This is a genomic window from Streptomyces sp. NPDC016309 (genome assembly GCF_043077235.1).
GTDB lineage: Bacteria > Actinomycetota > Actinomycetes > Streptomycetales > Streptomycetaceae > Streptomyces.
The window spans coordinates 848,838-865,078 of sequence record NZ_JBIBSG010000001.1; the positions used below are offsets into that span (position 1 = coordinate 848,838).

The 16,241-nt window shown below is 69.0% G+C and carries 11 protein-coding genes and 1 pseudogene; 4 read left to right on the forward strand and 8 right to left on the reverse strand.

The genetic code is table 11. The features are described 5' to 3' along the window. Position 1: 1 nt before the first annotated feature. The 3 genes from rplC to ACF068_RS03935 form a co-directional block, all read right to left on the reverse strand. Positions 2 to 646 carry a 50S ribosomal protein L3 gene (gene rplC / locus ACF068_RS03925; protein WP_064070111.1) on the reverse strand — a complete coding sequence of 215 codons (645 nt, stop codon included), beginning with the start codon at positions 644 to 646 and terminating at the stop codon, positions 2 to 4. Between the two features lie 13 nt (positions 647 to 659). After that, positions 660 to 968: a 30S ribosomal protein S10 gene (gene rpsJ / locus ACF068_RS03930; protein ID WP_003948644.1), complete on the reverse strand. Its 309-nt coding sequence runs from the start codon at positions 966 to 968 to the stop codon at positions 660 to 662. A 439-nt stretch (positions 969 to 1,407) separates the two neighbouring features. Continuing rightward, positions 1,408 to 2,376: a TetR/AcrR family transcriptional regulator C-terminal domain-containing protein gene (locus tag ACF068_RS03935; RefSeq protein ID WP_392272530.1), complete on the reverse strand. Its 969-nt coding sequence runs from the start codon at positions 2,374 to 2,376 to the stop codon at positions 1,408 to 1,410. Between the two features lie 199 nt (positions 2,377 to 2,575). Here ACF068_RS03935 and ACF068_RS03940 point away from each other — a divergent pair, with 199 nt between their 5' ends. The 4 genes and pseudogenes from ACF068_RS03940 to ACF068_RS03955 all read left to right on the forward strand — a co-directional run bounded on the left by ACF068_RS03940 (position 2,576) and on the right by ACF068_RS03955 (position 7,245). Further along, positions 2,576 to 3,679, forward strand: a complete 1,104-nt coding sequence (locus ACF068_RS03940) for an FAD-dependent monooxygenase (RefSeq protein ID WP_392272531.1) — start codon at positions 2,576 to 2,578, stop codon at positions 3,677 to 3,679. Positions 3,680 to 3,712: 33 nt separating this feature from the next. Continuing rightward, positions 3,713 to 4,411: pseudogene (locus ACF068_RS03945) on the forward strand (bleomycin resistance protein); the annotation flags it as partial. Between the two features lie 169 nt (positions 4,412 to 4,580). After that, entirely contained in the window at positions 4,581 to 5,051 is a 471-nt protein-coding gene (locus ACF068_RS03950; protein ID WP_392272532.1) for a hypothetical protein, read from the forward strand. Between the two features lie 142 nt (positions 5,052 to 5,193). Further along, positions 5,194 to 7,245 (forward strand): PIG-L family deacetylase, encoded by a 2,052-nt coding sequence (locus tag ACF068_RS03955; RefSeq protein WP_392272692.1) that lies wholly within the window; start codon positions 5,194 to 5,196, stop codon positions 7,243 to 7,245. A gap of 198 nt (positions 7,246 to 7,443) precedes the next feature. Here ACF068_RS03955 and tuf read toward each other — a convergent pair whose 3' ends face one another. The 5 genes from tuf to ACF068_RS03980 form a co-directional block, all read right to left on the reverse strand. Next, positions 7,444 to 8,637, reverse strand: a complete 1,194-nt coding sequence (gene tuf, locus ACF068_RS03960; RefSeq protein WP_064069958.1) for an elongation factor Tu — start codon at positions 8,635 to 8,637, stop codon at positions 7,444 to 7,446. Positions 8,638 to 8,786: 149 nt separating this feature from the next. Further along, the gene (fusA, locus tag ACF068_RS03965; RefSeq protein ID WP_392272533.1) at positions 8,787 to 10,913 is read right to left on the reverse strand and encodes an elongation factor G; all 2,127 of its coding nucleotides are present in this window, start codon (positions 10,911 to 10,913) and stop codon (positions 8,787 to 8,789) included. Positions 10,914 to 10,952: 39 nt separating this feature from the next. Further along, entirely contained in the window at positions 10,953 to 11,423 is a 471-nt protein-coding gene (gene rpsG / locus ACF068_RS03970; protein WP_031076642.1) for a 30S ribosomal protein S7, read from the reverse strand. Positions 11,424 to 11,425: 2 nt separating this feature from the next. Next, entirely contained in the window at positions 11,426 to 11,797 is a 372-nt protein-coding gene (gene rpsL / locus ACF068_RS03975; RefSeq protein WP_003948652.1) for a 30S ribosomal protein S12, read from the reverse strand. A gap of 543 nt (positions 11,798 to 12,340) precedes the next feature. After that, positions 12,341 to 16,240 carry a DNA-directed RNA polymerase subunit beta' gene (locus ACF068_RS03980; protein ID WP_392272534.1) on the reverse strand — a complete coding sequence of 1,300 codons (3,900 nt, stop codon included), beginning with the start codon at positions 16,238 to 16,240 and terminating at the stop codon, positions 12,341 to 12,343. Between the last annotated feature and the right edge of the window lies 1 nt (position 16,241).

The following is a 16,241-nucleotide window of genomic DNA, read 5'->3' on the forward strand; positions in this document are numbered from 1 at the left end:
CTCAGGCCCCCTTGGCCGCGGTACGGACCAGGACGAGGCCGCCGTTCGGACCAGGAACCGCACCCTTGATCAGGAGCAGACCCTTCTCCGCGTCAACGGCGTGGACGGTCAGGTTCTGGGTGGTGACCCGCTCGTTGCCCATGCGGCCCGCCATGCGGAGGCCCTTGAACACACGGCCCGGGGTGGCGCAGCCACCGATGGAACCGGGCGAGCGGTGCTTGCGCTGGGTACCGTGTCCGGCGCCCAGGCCACGGAAGTTGTGGCGCTTCATGACACCGGCGAAGCCCTTGCCCTTGCTCTTGCCGGTGACGTCGACCTTGACGCCCGCCTCGAAGACCTCAGCGGTGATCTCCTGGCCGAGCGTGTACTCGGAGGCGTCAGCGGTGCGGATCTCCACCAGGTGGCGGCGCGGGGTGACGTCGGCCTTGGCGAAGTGACCCTTGAGGGGCTTGTTCACCTTGCGCGGGTCGATCTCGCCGAAGGCGATCTGGACCGACTCGTAGCCGTCGGTGTCGTTGCTGCGGACCTGGGTGACGACGCAGGGCCCGGCCTTGACGACGGTCACCGGGACGACCCGGTTGTTCTCGTCCCAGACCTGGGTCATGCCGAGCTTCTCGCCCAGGACGCCCTTAATGTTCTTAGCCATCTCGCGCGTCACCTCAGAGCTTGATCTCGATGTCGACGCCGGCCGGCAGGTCGAGACGCATCAGCGAGTCAACCGTCTTCGGCGTGGGGTCGAGGATGTCGATGAGGCGCTTGTGCGTGCGCATCTCGAAGTGCTCGCGCGAGTCCTTGTACTTGTGCGGCGACTTGATGACGCAGTACACGTTCTTCTCAGTGGGCAGCGGCACCGGGCCCGCGACCGACGCACCAGTGCGCGTCACCGTCTCGACGATCTTCTTCGCCGACGAGTCGATGACCTCGTGGTCGTAGGCCTTGAGCCGGATGCGGATCTTCTGTCCCGCCATGGCTACTCAGTAGTCCTGTCTCTCGTAACGCTCTGGAACCTGGTGGGCCGCTTCCCCCTTGGCGTCACCGCCTGGGAATCACAGCCCCTCCTCCGACCCACGCGGTCGGGCGTGTCGCATCCCCTCTACGTAGATCTCCCGAAGGATTTCCCAACCGAGGGGGTGCGGGCCCGAGGACCGCGCTGTGCTCAATCAAGAGCGTCGGGGGTGGAACACCCACCGGGTGCCTGGTCGGCGCCCCGCTGACACTTCCCGGAAGATTCCCGTACGTCCGCCCCTGATCAGGGGCGACGAGTACTGTGGGACTCGCTTCCGGTCCTCCCGGCGGGAGGCGCGCAGCATCGGCACTCAACCGAGCAACCCCGACAGTCTGCCATACCGGGCGGAGCCCACGCCAATCGAGCCGAAGAGATTACCCCACGGCACGACGAGATACGCGTCACCCCTTCCGTGAGCCCTTTCCCGAGCCCTCCCGCGAGCGCTCCCGCGAGCCCTCGACGATCAGCGCGATGCCGTCCAGCAGGGGCGTGAGGCCGAAGGTGAACAGGGCGTCGAGGTCGAGGTCGTAGCCGCCGTCGAAGCCGGTGATCGTGCGGGTGAGGGCCGGGAAGCGGCCGGAGGTGAGGACGGCGCGCATGGCGGCCTCCTGGCCGTCCATCCACTCGTCCTCGGTGAGGCCGGTGGAGGCCTGGGCCTGGACCTCGCGCTCCAGGTTGACGGCGAGTCCCTGGACGTAGTTGTAGACCAGCAGGTGGATGTCGAACCGGGTCCTGGCGTCGAGGCCGCTCGCCTCCAGTGCGGCGAGCACCCATTCGCCGTGCGCCATCAGGTTCGGCAGGACGAGCGGGCGGCTGAGCGGACCGATCTGGGCGACCCACGGGTGCCGGCGGCATACCTCCCACATGGCGCGCGCCCCCGTCTCCAGCCGGGCGCGCCAGCCCTCGGGCGGTACGGCGGGGTGGGTGACCTCCCCGTAGGCGGCGTCGGTCATCAGGGCGACGAGCTCGTCCTTGCTGCCGACGTGGCGGTACGGGGACATCGCGGCCACTCCGAGGCGGGCGGCGACCCCGCGCATCGACAGCGCGGCCAGGCCCTCGGCGTCGGCGATCTCCATGGCGGCCCGTACCACGCGGTCCCGTGTGAGGTCCGGGTCCGCGGCGCGCCGGGGCTGCGGGGGCGCGGCGGGGGTGCTGGGCCCGGCGACGACGGTGCCCACCCGGGGCCGGGCCTCGACCACGCCCTCCAGGCGCAGCGTGGTCAGCGCCTTGGTGGCCGTGGCGAGGGCGACGCCCCACCGCTGGGCGATCTGCCGGGTGGAGGGCACGCGGTCCCCGGGGCGGAGGTCCCCGTCGGCGACGCGCCGCCGGATGTCGGCGGCGATACGGAGGTAGGGGGGCTGGTCGCCCATGCGGCGCCACCTCTCTTCCCGGATTTTTCTTGTCGGCTTTTTCGCCGGCTGTCCGCCCTGTACTAGGGCAGAGCCTAGCAGCGCGGATGGCGGTTTCCGGGCCCTGTGAACTAGTACAGCAGCCCCTTTATGCCTGTTGGCAGGCCTGTGTGTACGCCGTACATTCAGTCGCGTACACCGTACCGAAGGGAGCTGCCCCATGCAGTCCGTCCTCATTTCCGGCGCCGGCATCGCCGGATCCGCGCTCGCCCACCTCCTCCACCGCCGGGGGTTCGCCGTCACCGTCGTCGAGCGGGCCCTGGAGCCGCGCGCCGGCGGGCAGGCGATCGACGTCCGGGGCGTGGCCCTGGAGGTGGTGGACCGCATCGGCGTACTGGAACGGGCCCGGGAGCTGCGGACCCGCACGCGCGGCATGTCGGTCCTGGACGCCGAGGGCACGGAGATCGACCGCTCGACCGAGTACGCGCTCAGCAGCGGCCGGCTCGACAACGACGACATCGAGGTGCTGCGCGACGACCTGGCGCGGCTGCTGCACGAGCGGGCGTGCGAGGACGGCGGTGTGGAGTACGTCTTCGGCGACGGCCTCACCGCGCTGACCGAGGACGCCCACGGGGTCGCGGCGGACTTCACGCACGGTCCGTCGCGCCGCTTCGACCTGGTGGTCGGCGCGGACGGGCTGCACTCGACGGTCCGGCGGCTGGCGTTCGGCCCCGAGGAGGACTTCACCCGGCACCTGGGCAGCTACCTGTCCGTGTTCGGCGCGGACAACTTCCTCGGCCTGGACCACTGGCAGGTGTGGATGCGCGACGGCGACGCCGGCTTCGGGATCATGCCCGTACGGAACAACCGCGAGCTGCGGATCGCGTTCGGGTTCGAGTCCCCGCCGCTCCCCCGCGACACCGACCTCGCCTCGCTGGTCACCGACCGGCTCGCCGCCGTCCGCTGGGAGGGCGACCGGCTGGCGAAGGCCGCGCGGGAGGCGCCCGATTTCTACTGCGACGCGATGGCCCAGATCCACATGGACCGCTGGTCCCGGGGCCGTACGGTCCTGCTCGGCGACGCCGGTTACTGTCCCTCCCCCCTCTCCGGACAGGGCACCAGCCTGGCCCTGGTGGGGGCCCACGTCCTGGCGGACGAGCTGGCGCGGAGCGCCGGCGACCACCGGGCGGCCTTCGCCGCGTACGAGTCGCGCATGCGGCCGTTCGTCACCGTGAACCAGGCGCTCGCGACGGAGAACCCGGGCGGGCCCGCGTCGGAGGAGTCCCTCGAACGCGCGAAGAACTCGATCACGCTGGACGCGTGACCGGAGTAGTCAAGTTTGATTAGAGTGGAAAGGGTGAGCGAGAAGACGATTCCGATCCTGCCCTGCCGGACCCTCCGGCCCGTCCTCGACTTCTACACGGCCCTCGGCTTCGAGGTGACCTTCCAGCAGACGAGCCCCAATCCCTACGCGGTCGTCGAACGGGGCGACATCCAGCTCCATTTCTTCGGGATGAAGCGCTACGAGCCGACCGCGTCGTACAGCACGTGTTACATCGTCACCGACGACGTCGACGGGCTCCACGACGCCTTCCGCGCCGGCCTCAAGGCCGCGTACGGCAAGGTCCCGACCCGCGGTCTGCCGCGCATCGGAGCGGTGTCCGACACGTCCCACGGGATGCGGCAGTTCCTCCTGACCGACCCGGGCGGCAACTGCGTCCGCGTCGGCCGCCCGACGCACCCCGACCGGCATCACCGGCCCGCTCCTCGGGAGACCTTCGCCCGGGCCCTGCACCTCGCCGCGCTGTTCGCCGACTCCCGGGACGACCCGGCGGGAGCCGCGAAGATCCTCGACCGGGTCCTGCGCCTGGAGGACGAGCGGCCCACCCCGGCCCAGTTGCTGCGCCTCCTCGCCCTCCGCGCGGATGTCGCCGTCCGCCTCGGCGACCACGGGACGGCGGCGTCCTCCCTCGCCCGCGCCGAGGCGGTCGACCTGACCGAGGAGGAACGGCAGTCGGTGCACGACGACCTGCGGCGCCTCGCGGATCTGACGGAACGGGCGGGCGGGAGCCGGACCGGGCGGGCCGGCCGGGCCGGGACGCCCGCCGGTCCCCCCGCCGACGGGGACCGTTCCGCCGACGGGGACCGTTCCGCCGGCGGGGACCGTTCCGCCGGCGCATGACGACACTATGATCGGACCGTTTGCATTCGATCATGGGGGAAACATGCGCCGAACGGTCACCACCACCGCACTCGTCCTGACCGCCGCCCTGCTGACGGGATGTGGCGGCAGCGGGAGCGAGGACGGTCCGAAGCCCGCCGGGAAGCCGTCCGCGAAGCCGTCCGCGGCGGCCGGGGCACCCGGGGCGGCCGGCGGCGACGGGCCCGTCAGCCACCAGGTCACCCTCGAAGTGCGGGGCACGGGCTCCACGCTCGTGTACTACAACCTGGAGACCAACAAGGGTGAGCAGGTGACGCTGCCCTGGAAGAAGACGGCCACCATCACCCTCACCACCGAGGCCGAGAAGAAGGCCGGCACCGTGGTGTCCGTCGTACCCGGGTCCGTGACGGACGGGAATGGCATGCTCAAGGCGGCGCCCTGCGTGATCACCGTCGACGGCAAGAAGGTCGCGGACAACGCGGGCGCCGACGACAAGAACCCCGGTTCGAGCATGTGCGAGTACACGCTGAAGTGATCGGCCGCTGAACGCCGCGCGGCGGCAGGGCAACCCGATACCCCGATTTTCCGTCTAACCGACCGCAGAACGCGGGTGGTTGGGCCGACGGGGGAAGCGGGACGTGGACGACATACGGGGGGCGGGGCCGGGCCCCGCGGGTGTGCGGCGCCGGGGTCTCCTCGCGTCCGCGGGGGCCGCGGCGGTGGCCGCCGTCACCGGGTGCTCGGTGCCCGCGCCCCGGCGCGGCGGGCCCACGGCCGATCCGGCACCGGGAATCCCGATCACCAGCTCGCGGCGCGCGCAGCTCATGCAGATCGCGGCGCACCCGGACGACGACCTGTACTTCATGAACCCCGACGGCCGGCGGATGCTGGACGCCGGCGTCCCGCTCGTCTCCGTGTACGTCACCGCCGGCGAGCACGACGGGAAGAACCACATACCCGGCCGGCCGGGCGTCCCGGCCGACAAGGCTGCCTACTCCTCCGCCCGCCACCAGGGCCTGCGCCAGGCGTACGCGACCATGCTGGGGCTCGGCACGTTCACCACCTGGCAGAAGGGCGTGATCACCCTCCGGGGGGACCGGCGCGCCGAGATCAACACCCTCACCCACGGCAACCGCCGCGTGGAGCTGGTGTTCCTCAACCTCTCCATGCACGCCCCGCGCCGCTGGTCCGCCCTGCCGAGTCTGTGGAAGGACCGCGCGCTGGGCCTGCGGACCGTGGTGGCCGACGACTCGCCGGTACGCAAGGCGGACACGTACGACTACGACGCGCTCGTCGAGGTGCTGGTCGGGCTCATGGAGCGCTACCGGCCGACCGTGATCCACACGCTGGACCCGGACCCGGACATCCAGCACAGCGACGAGAAGACCCGGAAGAAGGACTCCGAGCAGCCCGGCTACTCGGATCACGCCGACCACACCGCCGTCGCGTCATTCTCCTGGGCCGCCATGGTCCGCTGGGCGGCCGACGCGACCAGGGACGGGGGCTCCCTGCCCGCGTTCGTGGCGACGTCCTTCCGCGGGTACTACAACCGGCACTGGCCCAAGAATCTCCCCGCTCCGGTATTGAAGGAGAAGGCCGCCCAGCTCGTGCCCTACGGCGGCGACCCCTCCTGGGCGTGCGGCAACAGCGGCGGCTGCGGCGACTACAACGTCGGGGGCGACCGGCCGCTCACCAACAAGAAGGGCTGGGTACGGGCCACCCATTACCGCTACCCGGACGCCGGCCCCGTGGTGTCCACCGAGCCGGACGGGCGGCTGGCCGTGTACGGGGTGCTGGGTCTGCGCGCGGTGCGCTGGCGCGAGACGCACCCCGGCAGCGGGGAGTGGGGCGAGCCGGGCGACCTGGGCGGCGGACCGCTGGCGCCGGGCCTCGGCGGGGTGACCCTGGCGGACGGCCGCCAGTTGCTGTTCGGGCTCCGGTTCGCCGCCCTCGGCGGGCACGGCGGGCCGAACGCGCGCGAGGTGGTGCTGCTGGAGCAGCGCCGTCCGGGCGGGCCGTTCCTCGCGTGGACCGGGCTCGGCAACCCGGAGCGCGGCGACGACCGCGGGCGGCGGCTCGGCGTGCCGGTGGCGGTGGCCGGCCCCGACGGGCGGGTGCACCTCTTCGTGCGCAACGCGGACAAGGGCGTCAGCGGCCGCGTCCGGGAGCCCGGCGGCACGTGGGGCCCGTGGCGGGACCTGGGCGGTGCGGAGGTCCAGGACGGGCTGTCGGCCGCGGTGGACGGCTCGGGGCGGGTGCACCTGTTCGCGGCGGGCCGCGAGCACGTCCACCACTGGACGCAGGACACGCCGGGCGGGCCGGTCTCGTTCCGCCCCGGCGGCGCGCTCCCCGTCCCGGGCGGTCCGGTGGCGGTGGCCCCGGCCGGGGACGGCGGTCTGGTGCTGTACTACCGCGGGCCCGCCCGCGCGGACGTGACGGCGGTACGCCCGGACGGCACCCCCGCGCCGAAGGCCGCCCTCGACGGCTACGGCCCCGTGACGGTGACGGCCACGCCCCGGGGGCCGGCCTTCCTCGGCAGGGACCTCCGCGGCCGCGTCCGGATCCGCACACCCGGCCCGGCCGGCCGGCTCGCCACCCGCACGGGAGGCGTCGTCCCGCTGGGGCGGGCCGCCCTCGTCCCGCACCCCCGGCACGGCCTCCTGGCCGTGGGCCTGGGCGCGGACGCCCACCCCTGGACCTGGACGCCGGAACCGCGTACCCAGGGCTGAGCACCGCGAGCCGGACGGGCCGGAGAACCACGAGCGGGAAAGAGGCGAAGGGCCCCGCGGAGCCCGCACGAGCCCGAACGGTCCGCACGAGCCCGAACAGTCCAACCCGAATAGCCCGCACGAACGCGAAGGGCCCCGCACCTCACGGTGCGGGGCCCTTCTTGCAGCTCGGTGGAGAGCTACCAGGTCGGATCAGAATTACTTCGTGATCTTGGTGACCTGGCCGGCGCCGACGGTCCGGCCACCCTCACGGATGGCGAACTTCAGGCCCTCCTCCATGGCGACCGGCTGGATCAGCTGGACGGACATGGTGGTGTTGTCGCCCGGCATGACCATCTCGGTGCCCTCGGGGAGGGTCACGACGCCGGTCACGTCCGTGGTACGGAAGTAGAACTGCGGGCGGTAGTTGTTGAAGAACGGCGTGTGGCGGCCACCCTCGTCCTTGGACAGGATGTAGGCCTGCGCCTCGAACTCGGTGTGCGGGGTGACCGAGCCCGGCTTGATGATGCACTGGCCGCGCTCGACGTCCTCGCGCTTGATGCCACGGAGGAGCAGACCGACGTTCTCACCGGCCTGGCCCTCGTCGAGCAGCTTGCGGAACATCTCGATGCCGGTGACCGTGGTGGTGGTCTTCTCGGTCTTGATGCCGATGATGTCGACGGTCTCGTTGACCTTGAGGACACCACGCTCGATGCGGCCGGTGACGACCGTACCGCGACCGGTGATGGTGAAGACGTCCTCGATCGGCATCAGGAACGGCTTGTCGACGTCGCGCTCGGGCTGCGGGATCGACTCGTCGACGGCGGCCATCAGGTTCAGGACCGACTGGCCCCACTCCTTGTCGCCCTCGAGCGCCTTGAGCGCCGAGACCTTGACGACCGGAACGTCGTCGCCCGGGAACTCGTACTCGGTGAGCAGCTCACGAACCTCGAGCTCGACGAGCTCCAGGATCTCCTCGTCGTCCACCATGTCGGCCTTGTTCAGGGCGACGACGATGTACGGAACGCCGACCTGGCGGGCCAGGAGCACGTGCTCCTTGGTCTGCGGCATCGGGCCGTCGGTGGCGGCGACCACGAGGATGGCGCCGTCCATCTGGGCAGCACCGGTGATCATGTTCTTGATGTAGTCCGCGTGACCGGGGCAGTCGACGTGGGCGTAGTGACGCGACTCGGTCTGGTACTCGACGTGCGCGATGGAGATGGTGATACCGCGCTGGCGCTCCTCAGGAGCCTTGTCGATCTGGTCGAACGCCGAGGCCTCGTTCAGGTCCGGGAACGCGTCGTGCAGCACCTTGGTAATGGCGGCCGTGAGGGTCGTCTTACCGTGGTCAATGTGACCGATGGTGCCGATGTTGACGTGCGGCTTAGTCCGCTCGAACTTCGCCTTCGCCACTGGGGTCCTCCTGAGAGTGGTTCTGGTACGCCTTACTCATCGGCGCCAGGTGATCTTTGCTGGGTGGCCACCCGCCGGGGTCCTGCCTCGGGTTTCGGGGCCGAAGCCCCGGCGGATGGTGTCAAGCCTAAAGCGTGAAACCGGGAGAGTTACTCGCCCTTGGCCTTCGCGATGATCTCCTCGGCGACGTTCCGCGGAACCTCGGCGTAGGAGTCGAACTGCATCGAGTAGCTTGCGCGACCCGAGGTCTTGCTGCGGAGGTCGCCGACGTAGCCGAACATCTCCGAGAGCGGAACCAGGCCCTTGACGACCCGGGCACCCGCCCTCTCCTCCATGGCCTGGATCTGGCCACGGCGGGAGTTGATGTCACCGATGACATCGCCCATGTAGTCCTCGGGCGTGGTGACCTCGACGGCCATCATCGGCTCCAGGAGCACGGGGGACGCCTTCCGCGCGGCCTCCTTGAAGGCCTGCGAACCGGCGATCTTGAACGCGAGCTCGGAGGAGTCGACCTCGTGGTAGGCACCGTCGAGAAGCGTGACGCGAACGCCCGTCATCTCGTAGCCCGCGAGGATGCCGAACTGCATGGCCTCCTGGCAGCCGGCGTCCACGGAAGGAATGTATTCCTTCGGGATGCGGCCACCGGTGACCTTGTTGACGAACTCGTACGAGGCGTCGCCGCCCTCGATCGGCTCGACCGCGATCTGCACCTTGGCGAACTGACCGGTACCACCGGTCTGCTTCTTGTGGGTGTAGTCCACGCGCTCGACGGCCTTGCGGATCGTCTCACGGTACGCGACCTGAGGCTTACCGACGTTGGCCTCGACCTTGAACTCGCGCTTCATGCGGTCGACGAGCACCTCGAGGTGAAGCTCGCCCATACCGCCGATGACGGTCTGGCCGGTCTCCTCGTTGGTGTGCACCTGGAAGGAGGGGTCCTCCTCCGCGAGACGCTGGATGGCGACACCCAGCTTCTCCTGGTCACCCTTGGACTTGGGCTCGATGGCGACCTCGATGACCGGCGCCGGGAAGTCCATGGACTCCAGGATCACCGGGTTCTTCTCGTCGCACAGCGTCTCACCGGTCGTGGTCTGCTTGAGACCCATGACGGCGATGATGTCGCCGGCGCCCACCGACTCGATCTCCTCACGCTTGTTCGCGTGCATGCGGTAGATCTTGCCGATGCGCTCCTTCTTGCCCTTGACCGAGTTCAGCACCGAGGTGCCGGACTCCAGGCGACCGGAGTAGATCCGGACGAAGGTGAGCTTGCCGAGGTGCGGGTCGCTCATGATCTTGAACGCCAGCGCCGACAGCGGCTCGTCGTCCGACGGCCTGCGCTTGACGACCGTCTCCGCGTCCTTGACGTCGTGGCCCTCGATGGCCTCGATGTCGACGGGCGACGGCAGGTAGCGCACGACCGCGTCGAGCAGGGGCTGGACGCCCTTGTTCTTGAACGCGGTGCCGCAGAACACCGGGGTCACCGTGGTGCCGGTGCCCTTGCCGGAGGCGATGGTGATACGACGGATCGCGGCGTACAGCTGCTCCTCGGACGGCTCCTGGCCCTCCAGGTACAGCTCCATGATCTCTTCGTCGTTCTCGGCCACGGCCTCGAGCAGCTTGCCGCGGTACTCCTCGGCAGCCTCGGTGTGGGTGTCCGGGATATCGACGATGTCGTACATCTCGCCCTTGGCGGCCTCGGCGGACCAGACCAGAGCCTTCATCCGAACGAGGTCGATGACGCCCTTGAAGTCGGCCTCGGCGCCGATCGGGAGCTGCATGACGATCGGCTGCGCGCCCAGGCGGTCGCTGATCATGTCGACACAGCGGTGGAACTCGGCGCCGGTCCGGTCGAGCTTGTTGACGAAGCAGATGCGCGGCACGCCGTAGCGGTCCGCCTGACGCCAAACGGTCTCGGACTGCGGCTCCACACCGGCCACACCGTCGAACACCGTCACGGCGCCGTCGAGGACGCGGAGCGAACGCTCCACCTCGACGGTGAAGTCGACGTGACCCGGGGTGTCGATGATGTTGATGGTGTGGTCGACGTCCTCGAGCGACCAGTGGCAGGTCGTCGCGGCGGACGTGATCGTGATGCCGCGCTCCTGCTCCTGCTCCATCCAGTCCATCGTGGCGGCGCCGTCGTGGACCTCACCGATCTTGTACGACACGCCGGTGTAGAACAGGATCCGCTCGGTGGTGGTCGTCTTGCCCGCGTCGATGTGGGCCATGATCCCGATGTTGCGGACCTTGGCCAGGTCAAGCGAAGTGGTAGCCATAAGGCTTCAGTCTTCTCTCGGTCTCGATGTGGGTTGCGACTACCAGCGGTAGTGCGCGAAGGCCTTGTTGGACTCGGCCATCTTGTGCGTGTCCTCACGCTTCTTGACCGAAGCACCGAGGCCGTTGGAGGCGTCGAGGAGCTCGTTCATGAGGCGCTCGGTCATGGTCTTCTCGCGACGGGCGCGGGAGTAACCCACGAGCCAGCGCAGCGCGAGCGTGGAGGCGCGACCGGGCTTGACCTCGATCGGCACCTGGTAGGTGGCGCCACCGACACGGCGGGACTTGACCTCGAGAGACGGCTTCACGTTCTCGAGGGCGCGCTTCAGCGTGATGACCGGGTCGTTGCCGGTCTTCTCGCGGAGGCCTTCCATGGCGCCGTACACGATCCGCTCGGCGGTGGAGCGCTTGCCGTTCAGCAGGATCTTGTTGATGAGCGAGGTCACCAGAGGAGAGCCGTAGACCGGGTCGATGATGACCGGGCGCTTCGGGGCGGGGCCCTTACGAGGCATTCTTACTTCTCCTTCTTGGCGCCGTAGCGGCTGCGGGCCTGCTTGCGGTTCTTGACACCCTGGGTGTCGAGCGAGCCGCGGATGATCTTGTAACGAACACCCGGCAGGTCCTTCACACGGCCACCACGCACGAGCACGATGGAGTGCTCCTGCAGGTTGTGTCCCTCACCCGGGATGTAAGCGGTGACCTCGATCCCGCTGGTCAGACGCACACGCGCGACCTTACGCAGGGCCGAGTTCGGCTTCTTCGGGGTGGTCGTGAACACACGCGTGCAGACGCCGCGGCGCTGAGGGGAACCCTCGAGTGCGGGCGTCTTGTTCTTCTCGACCTTGTCCTGCCGGCCCTTCCGGACCAGCTGCTGGATCGTAGGCACTACTTCTCCGGTTTCTGTGTGCCGTGTAGTAAAGCTAACCTGGAACGTCGCCGACCCACGCGGTCGGGTGTGTCGAATGCTGCGAACTTCCGCCGCACGACGGAATGGGCGCAGATTGCGGTGGCCGATGCTCGACTCGCCGTGCGGTTGAGGACACGCACAGGAGCCCAGGCACACCCCAGGCACAAGGTCTGAGCGTACCTACCTCACGGACTTCGGTCAAAACAAATGCGGACGGCAGCGACACGCCGGATTCGATCATCCCGGATACGACCGATCGTGGCCCGATCTGCTCATTCGGGTCCCCGCGGCCGGAACGTCCGCGCCCCGGGCCGTTCCCGTCGGCCCCACCACCGCCCTGAGGGCCTCCCCCGCGCCGTGTGACGCCCGCCCACGCCCTCCGCCGCCTCCACCGCCCGGGAGGGCGCCCCGCCGCCCGGAGGCGGACGAGGGACCGTACGGAAGACCGCCGGCCCGTACGCCGGAGGGCGGCCACCCCGTGCGCAACGGGGTGACCGCCCTCCGGTCGGTCAAGCGACTCGCTTACTGGTTGTACGGACCGTAGTCGTAGTCCTCCAGCGGAACGGCCTGGCCGGAGCCGGTGCCGAACGGCGAGTAGTCGATGTCGTCGTAGCCGACGGCCGAGTACATGGCGGCCTTGGCCTCCTCGGTCGGCTCGACCCGGATGTTGCGGTAGCGGGACAGGCCCGTACCGGCCGGGATGAGCTTACCGATGATGACGTTCTCCTTGAGGCCGATCAGGGAGTCGGACTTGGCGTTGATCGCCGCGTCCGTCAGGACCCTGGTCGTCTCCTGGAAGGAGGCCGCGGACAGCCACGACTCCGTCGCCAGCGACGCCTTGGTGATACCCATCAGCTGCGGACGGCCGGAGGCGGGGTGACCGCCCTCGGTGACCACACGACGGTTCTCGGACTCGAACTTCGACCGCTCGACCAGCTCGCCCGGCAGGAGCTCCGCGTCGCCGGACTCGATGATCGTCACGCGGCGCAGCATCTGCCGGATGATGATCTCGATGTGCTTGTCGTGGATCGACACGCCCTGCGAGTTGTAGACCTTCTGGACTTCGCCGACCAGGTGGACCTGGACGGCACGCTGGCCGAGGATGCGCAGCACGTCGTGCGGGTTGGTGGCACCCGCGGTGAGCTTCTGGCCCACCTCGACGTGGTCGCCCTCGTGCACCAGGACCTTGGCGCGCTTCGAGATCGGGTAGGCCGTCTCGTCGCTGCCGTCGTCCGGGGTGACGACGATCTTCTTGGTCTTCTCGGTCTCCTCGATCCGCACGCGGCCGGAGGCCTCGGAGATCGGGGCGACACCCTTCGGCGTACGGGCCTCGAAGAGCTCGACGACACGGGGCAGACCCTGGGTGATGTCGTCACCGGCCACACCACCGGTGTGGAAGGTACGCATCGTGAGCTGGGTACCGGGCTCACCGATGGACTGGGCGGCGATGATGCCGACCGCCTCACCGATGTCGACCAGCTTGCCGGTGGCGAGCGAACGGCCGTAGCAGAAGGCACAGGTGCCGACCGCGGACTCACAGGTCAGGACCGAGCGGGTCTTGACCTCCTCGACACCCGCGTTGACCAGGGCGTCGATGAGCACGTCACCCAGGTCGACGTTGGCCGGCGCGATGACCTTGCCGTCGACGACGACGTCCTCGGCGAGCATCCGCGCGTACACGGACGTCTCGACGTCGTCCGCCTTGCGGAGCACGCCCGACTCGTCCTTGGCCGCGATCCGCAGCTTCAGACCGCGCTCGGTGCCGCAGTCCTCCTCGCGGATGATCACGTCCTGCGAGACGTCCACCAGACGACGGGTCAGGTAACCCGAGTCGGCGGTACGCAGGGCGGTGTCGGCGAGACCCTTACGCGCACCGTGCGTGGAGATGAAGTACTCCAGCACGGACAGGCCCTCACGGAACGAGGCCTTGATGGGACGCGGGATGGTCTCGTTCTTGGCGTTCGACACCAGACCACGCATACCGGCGATCTGCCGCATCTGCATCATGTTTCCTCGGGCACCCGAGTCAACCATCATGAAGATGGGGTTCGTCTTGGGGAAGTTCGCGTTCATCGCCTCGGCGACCTCGTTGGTCGCCTTGGTCCAGATCGCGATGAGCTCCTGCGTGCGCTCTTCCTTGGTGATCAGACCGCGCTCGTACTGCTTCTGGACCTTCTCGTCCTGGGCCTCGTAGCCGCGGACGATCTCCTTCTTCGCCTCGGGAACGACGACGTCGGAGATGGCCACGGTGACACCGGAACGGGTCGCCCAGTAGAAGCCGGCCGCCTTCAGGTTGTCGAGCGTCGCCGCCACGATGACCTTGGGGTAGCGCTCGGCGAGGTCGTTGACGATCTCGGAGAGCTGCTTCTTGCCGACCGAGTAGTCGACGAACGGGTAGTCCTCGGGCAGCAGCTCGTTGAAGAGCGCGCGGCCCAGGGTCGTCCGCAGGCGGAACGAGTCACCCTGCTGCCACTCCGGCTCGCCCTCTTCGGCGACCGGCGGGGTCCAGCCACGCGGCGGGACGGTGCCGATCGGGAAGCGGATGTCGACCTTCGCCTGGAGCGAGAGCTCGCCCATGTCGAACGCCATGATCGCTTCGGCGCTGGAGTTGAAGGCGCGGCCCTCGCCCTTGACCTCGCGCTCCTCCTCATCCGTGGTGAGGAAGAAGAGGCCCAGCACCATGTCCTGGGTCGGCATGGTGACGGGACGGCCGTCGGCCGGCTTGAGGATGTTGTTCGAGGACAGCATCAGGATGCGGGCCTCGGCCTGCGCCTCCGCGGAGAGCGGCAGGTGCACGGCCATCTGGTCACCGTCGAAGTCCGCGTTGAACGCGGTGCAGACGAGCGGGTGGATCTGGATGGCCTTGCCCTCGACGAGCTGCGGCTCGAAGGCCTGGATGCCGAGGCGGTGCAGCGTGGGCGCACGGTTCAGCAGCACCGGGTGCTCGGCGATGACCTCTTCGAGGACGTCGTAGACCACGGTGCGGCCGCGCTCGACCATGCGCTTGGCCGACTTGATGTTCTGCGCGTGGTTCAGGTCGACCAGGCGCTTCATCACGAACGGCTTGAAGAGCTCCAGCGCCATGGCCTTGGGCAGACCGCACTGGTGCAGCTTCAGCTGCGGGCCGACGACGATGACGGAACGCGCCGAGTAGTCGACTCGCTTACCGAGCAGGTTCTGACGGAAACGGCCCTGCTTGCCCTTCAGCATGTCGCTGAGGGACTTCAGCGGGCGGTTGCCGGGACCGGTGACCGGGCGACCGCGGCGGCCGTTGTCGAACAGCGCGTCGACGGCCTCCTGGAGCATCCGCTTCTCGTTGTTCACGATGATCTCGGGGGCACCGAGGTCGAGCAGACGCTTCAGACGGTTGTTGCGGTTGATCACACGGCGGTACAGGTCGTTCAGGTCGGAGGTCGCGAAGCGGCCACCGTCGAGCTGCACCATCGGACGCAGGTCCGGCGGGATGACCGGGACGCAGTCCAGGACCATGCCCTTGGGGCTGTTGCTGGTCTGGAGGAACGCCGAGACGACCTTCAGCCGCTTCAGGGCGCGGGTCTTCTTCTGGCCCTTGCCCGTACGGATGATCTCGCGGAGCTTCTCGGCCTCCTCGTCGAGGTCGAAGGACTCCAGGCGCTTCTGCAGCGCCGCGGCACCCATCGACCCGTCGAAGTACGTGCCGAAGCGGTCGCGGAGCTCGCGGTAGAGCAGCTCGTCGCCCTCGAGGTCCTGGACCTTGAGGTTCTTGAAGCGGTTCCACACCTCGTCGAGACGGTCGATCTCGCGCTGGGCGCGGTCACGGAGCTGCTTCATCTCGCGCTCGGCGCCCTCGCGCACCTTGCGGCGCACGTCGGCCTTGGCGCCCTCGGCCTCCAGCTCGGCCAGGTCGGTCTCGAGCTTCTTGGCGCGGGCCTCGAGGTCGGCGTCGCGGCGGTTCTCGATCTGCTGGCGCTCGACGGAGACGTGGGCCTCCAGCGAGGGCAGGTCGCGGGTGCGGCGCTCCTCGTCGACGTACGTGATCATGTACGCCGCGAAGTAGATGACCTTCTCCAGGTCCTTCGGGGCGAGGTCCAGCAGGTAGCCCAGCCGGGACGGGACGCCCTTGAAGTACCAGATGTGGGTGACGGGAGCGGCCAGCTCGATGTGGCCCATCCGCTCACGGCGCACCTTGGCGCGGGTGACCTCGACGCCACACCGCTCACAGATGATGCCCTTGAAGCGGACGCGCTTGTACTTGCCGCAGTAGCACTCCCAGTCCCGGGTCGGGCCGAAGATCTTCTCGCAGAAGAGTCCGTCCTTCTCGGGCTTGAGGGTGCGGTAGTTGATGGTCTCCGGCTTCTTGACCTCGCCGTGGGACCACTGACGGATGTCGTCCGCGGTGGCCAGGCCGATCCGCAGCTCGTCGAAGAAGTTGACGTCGAGCACT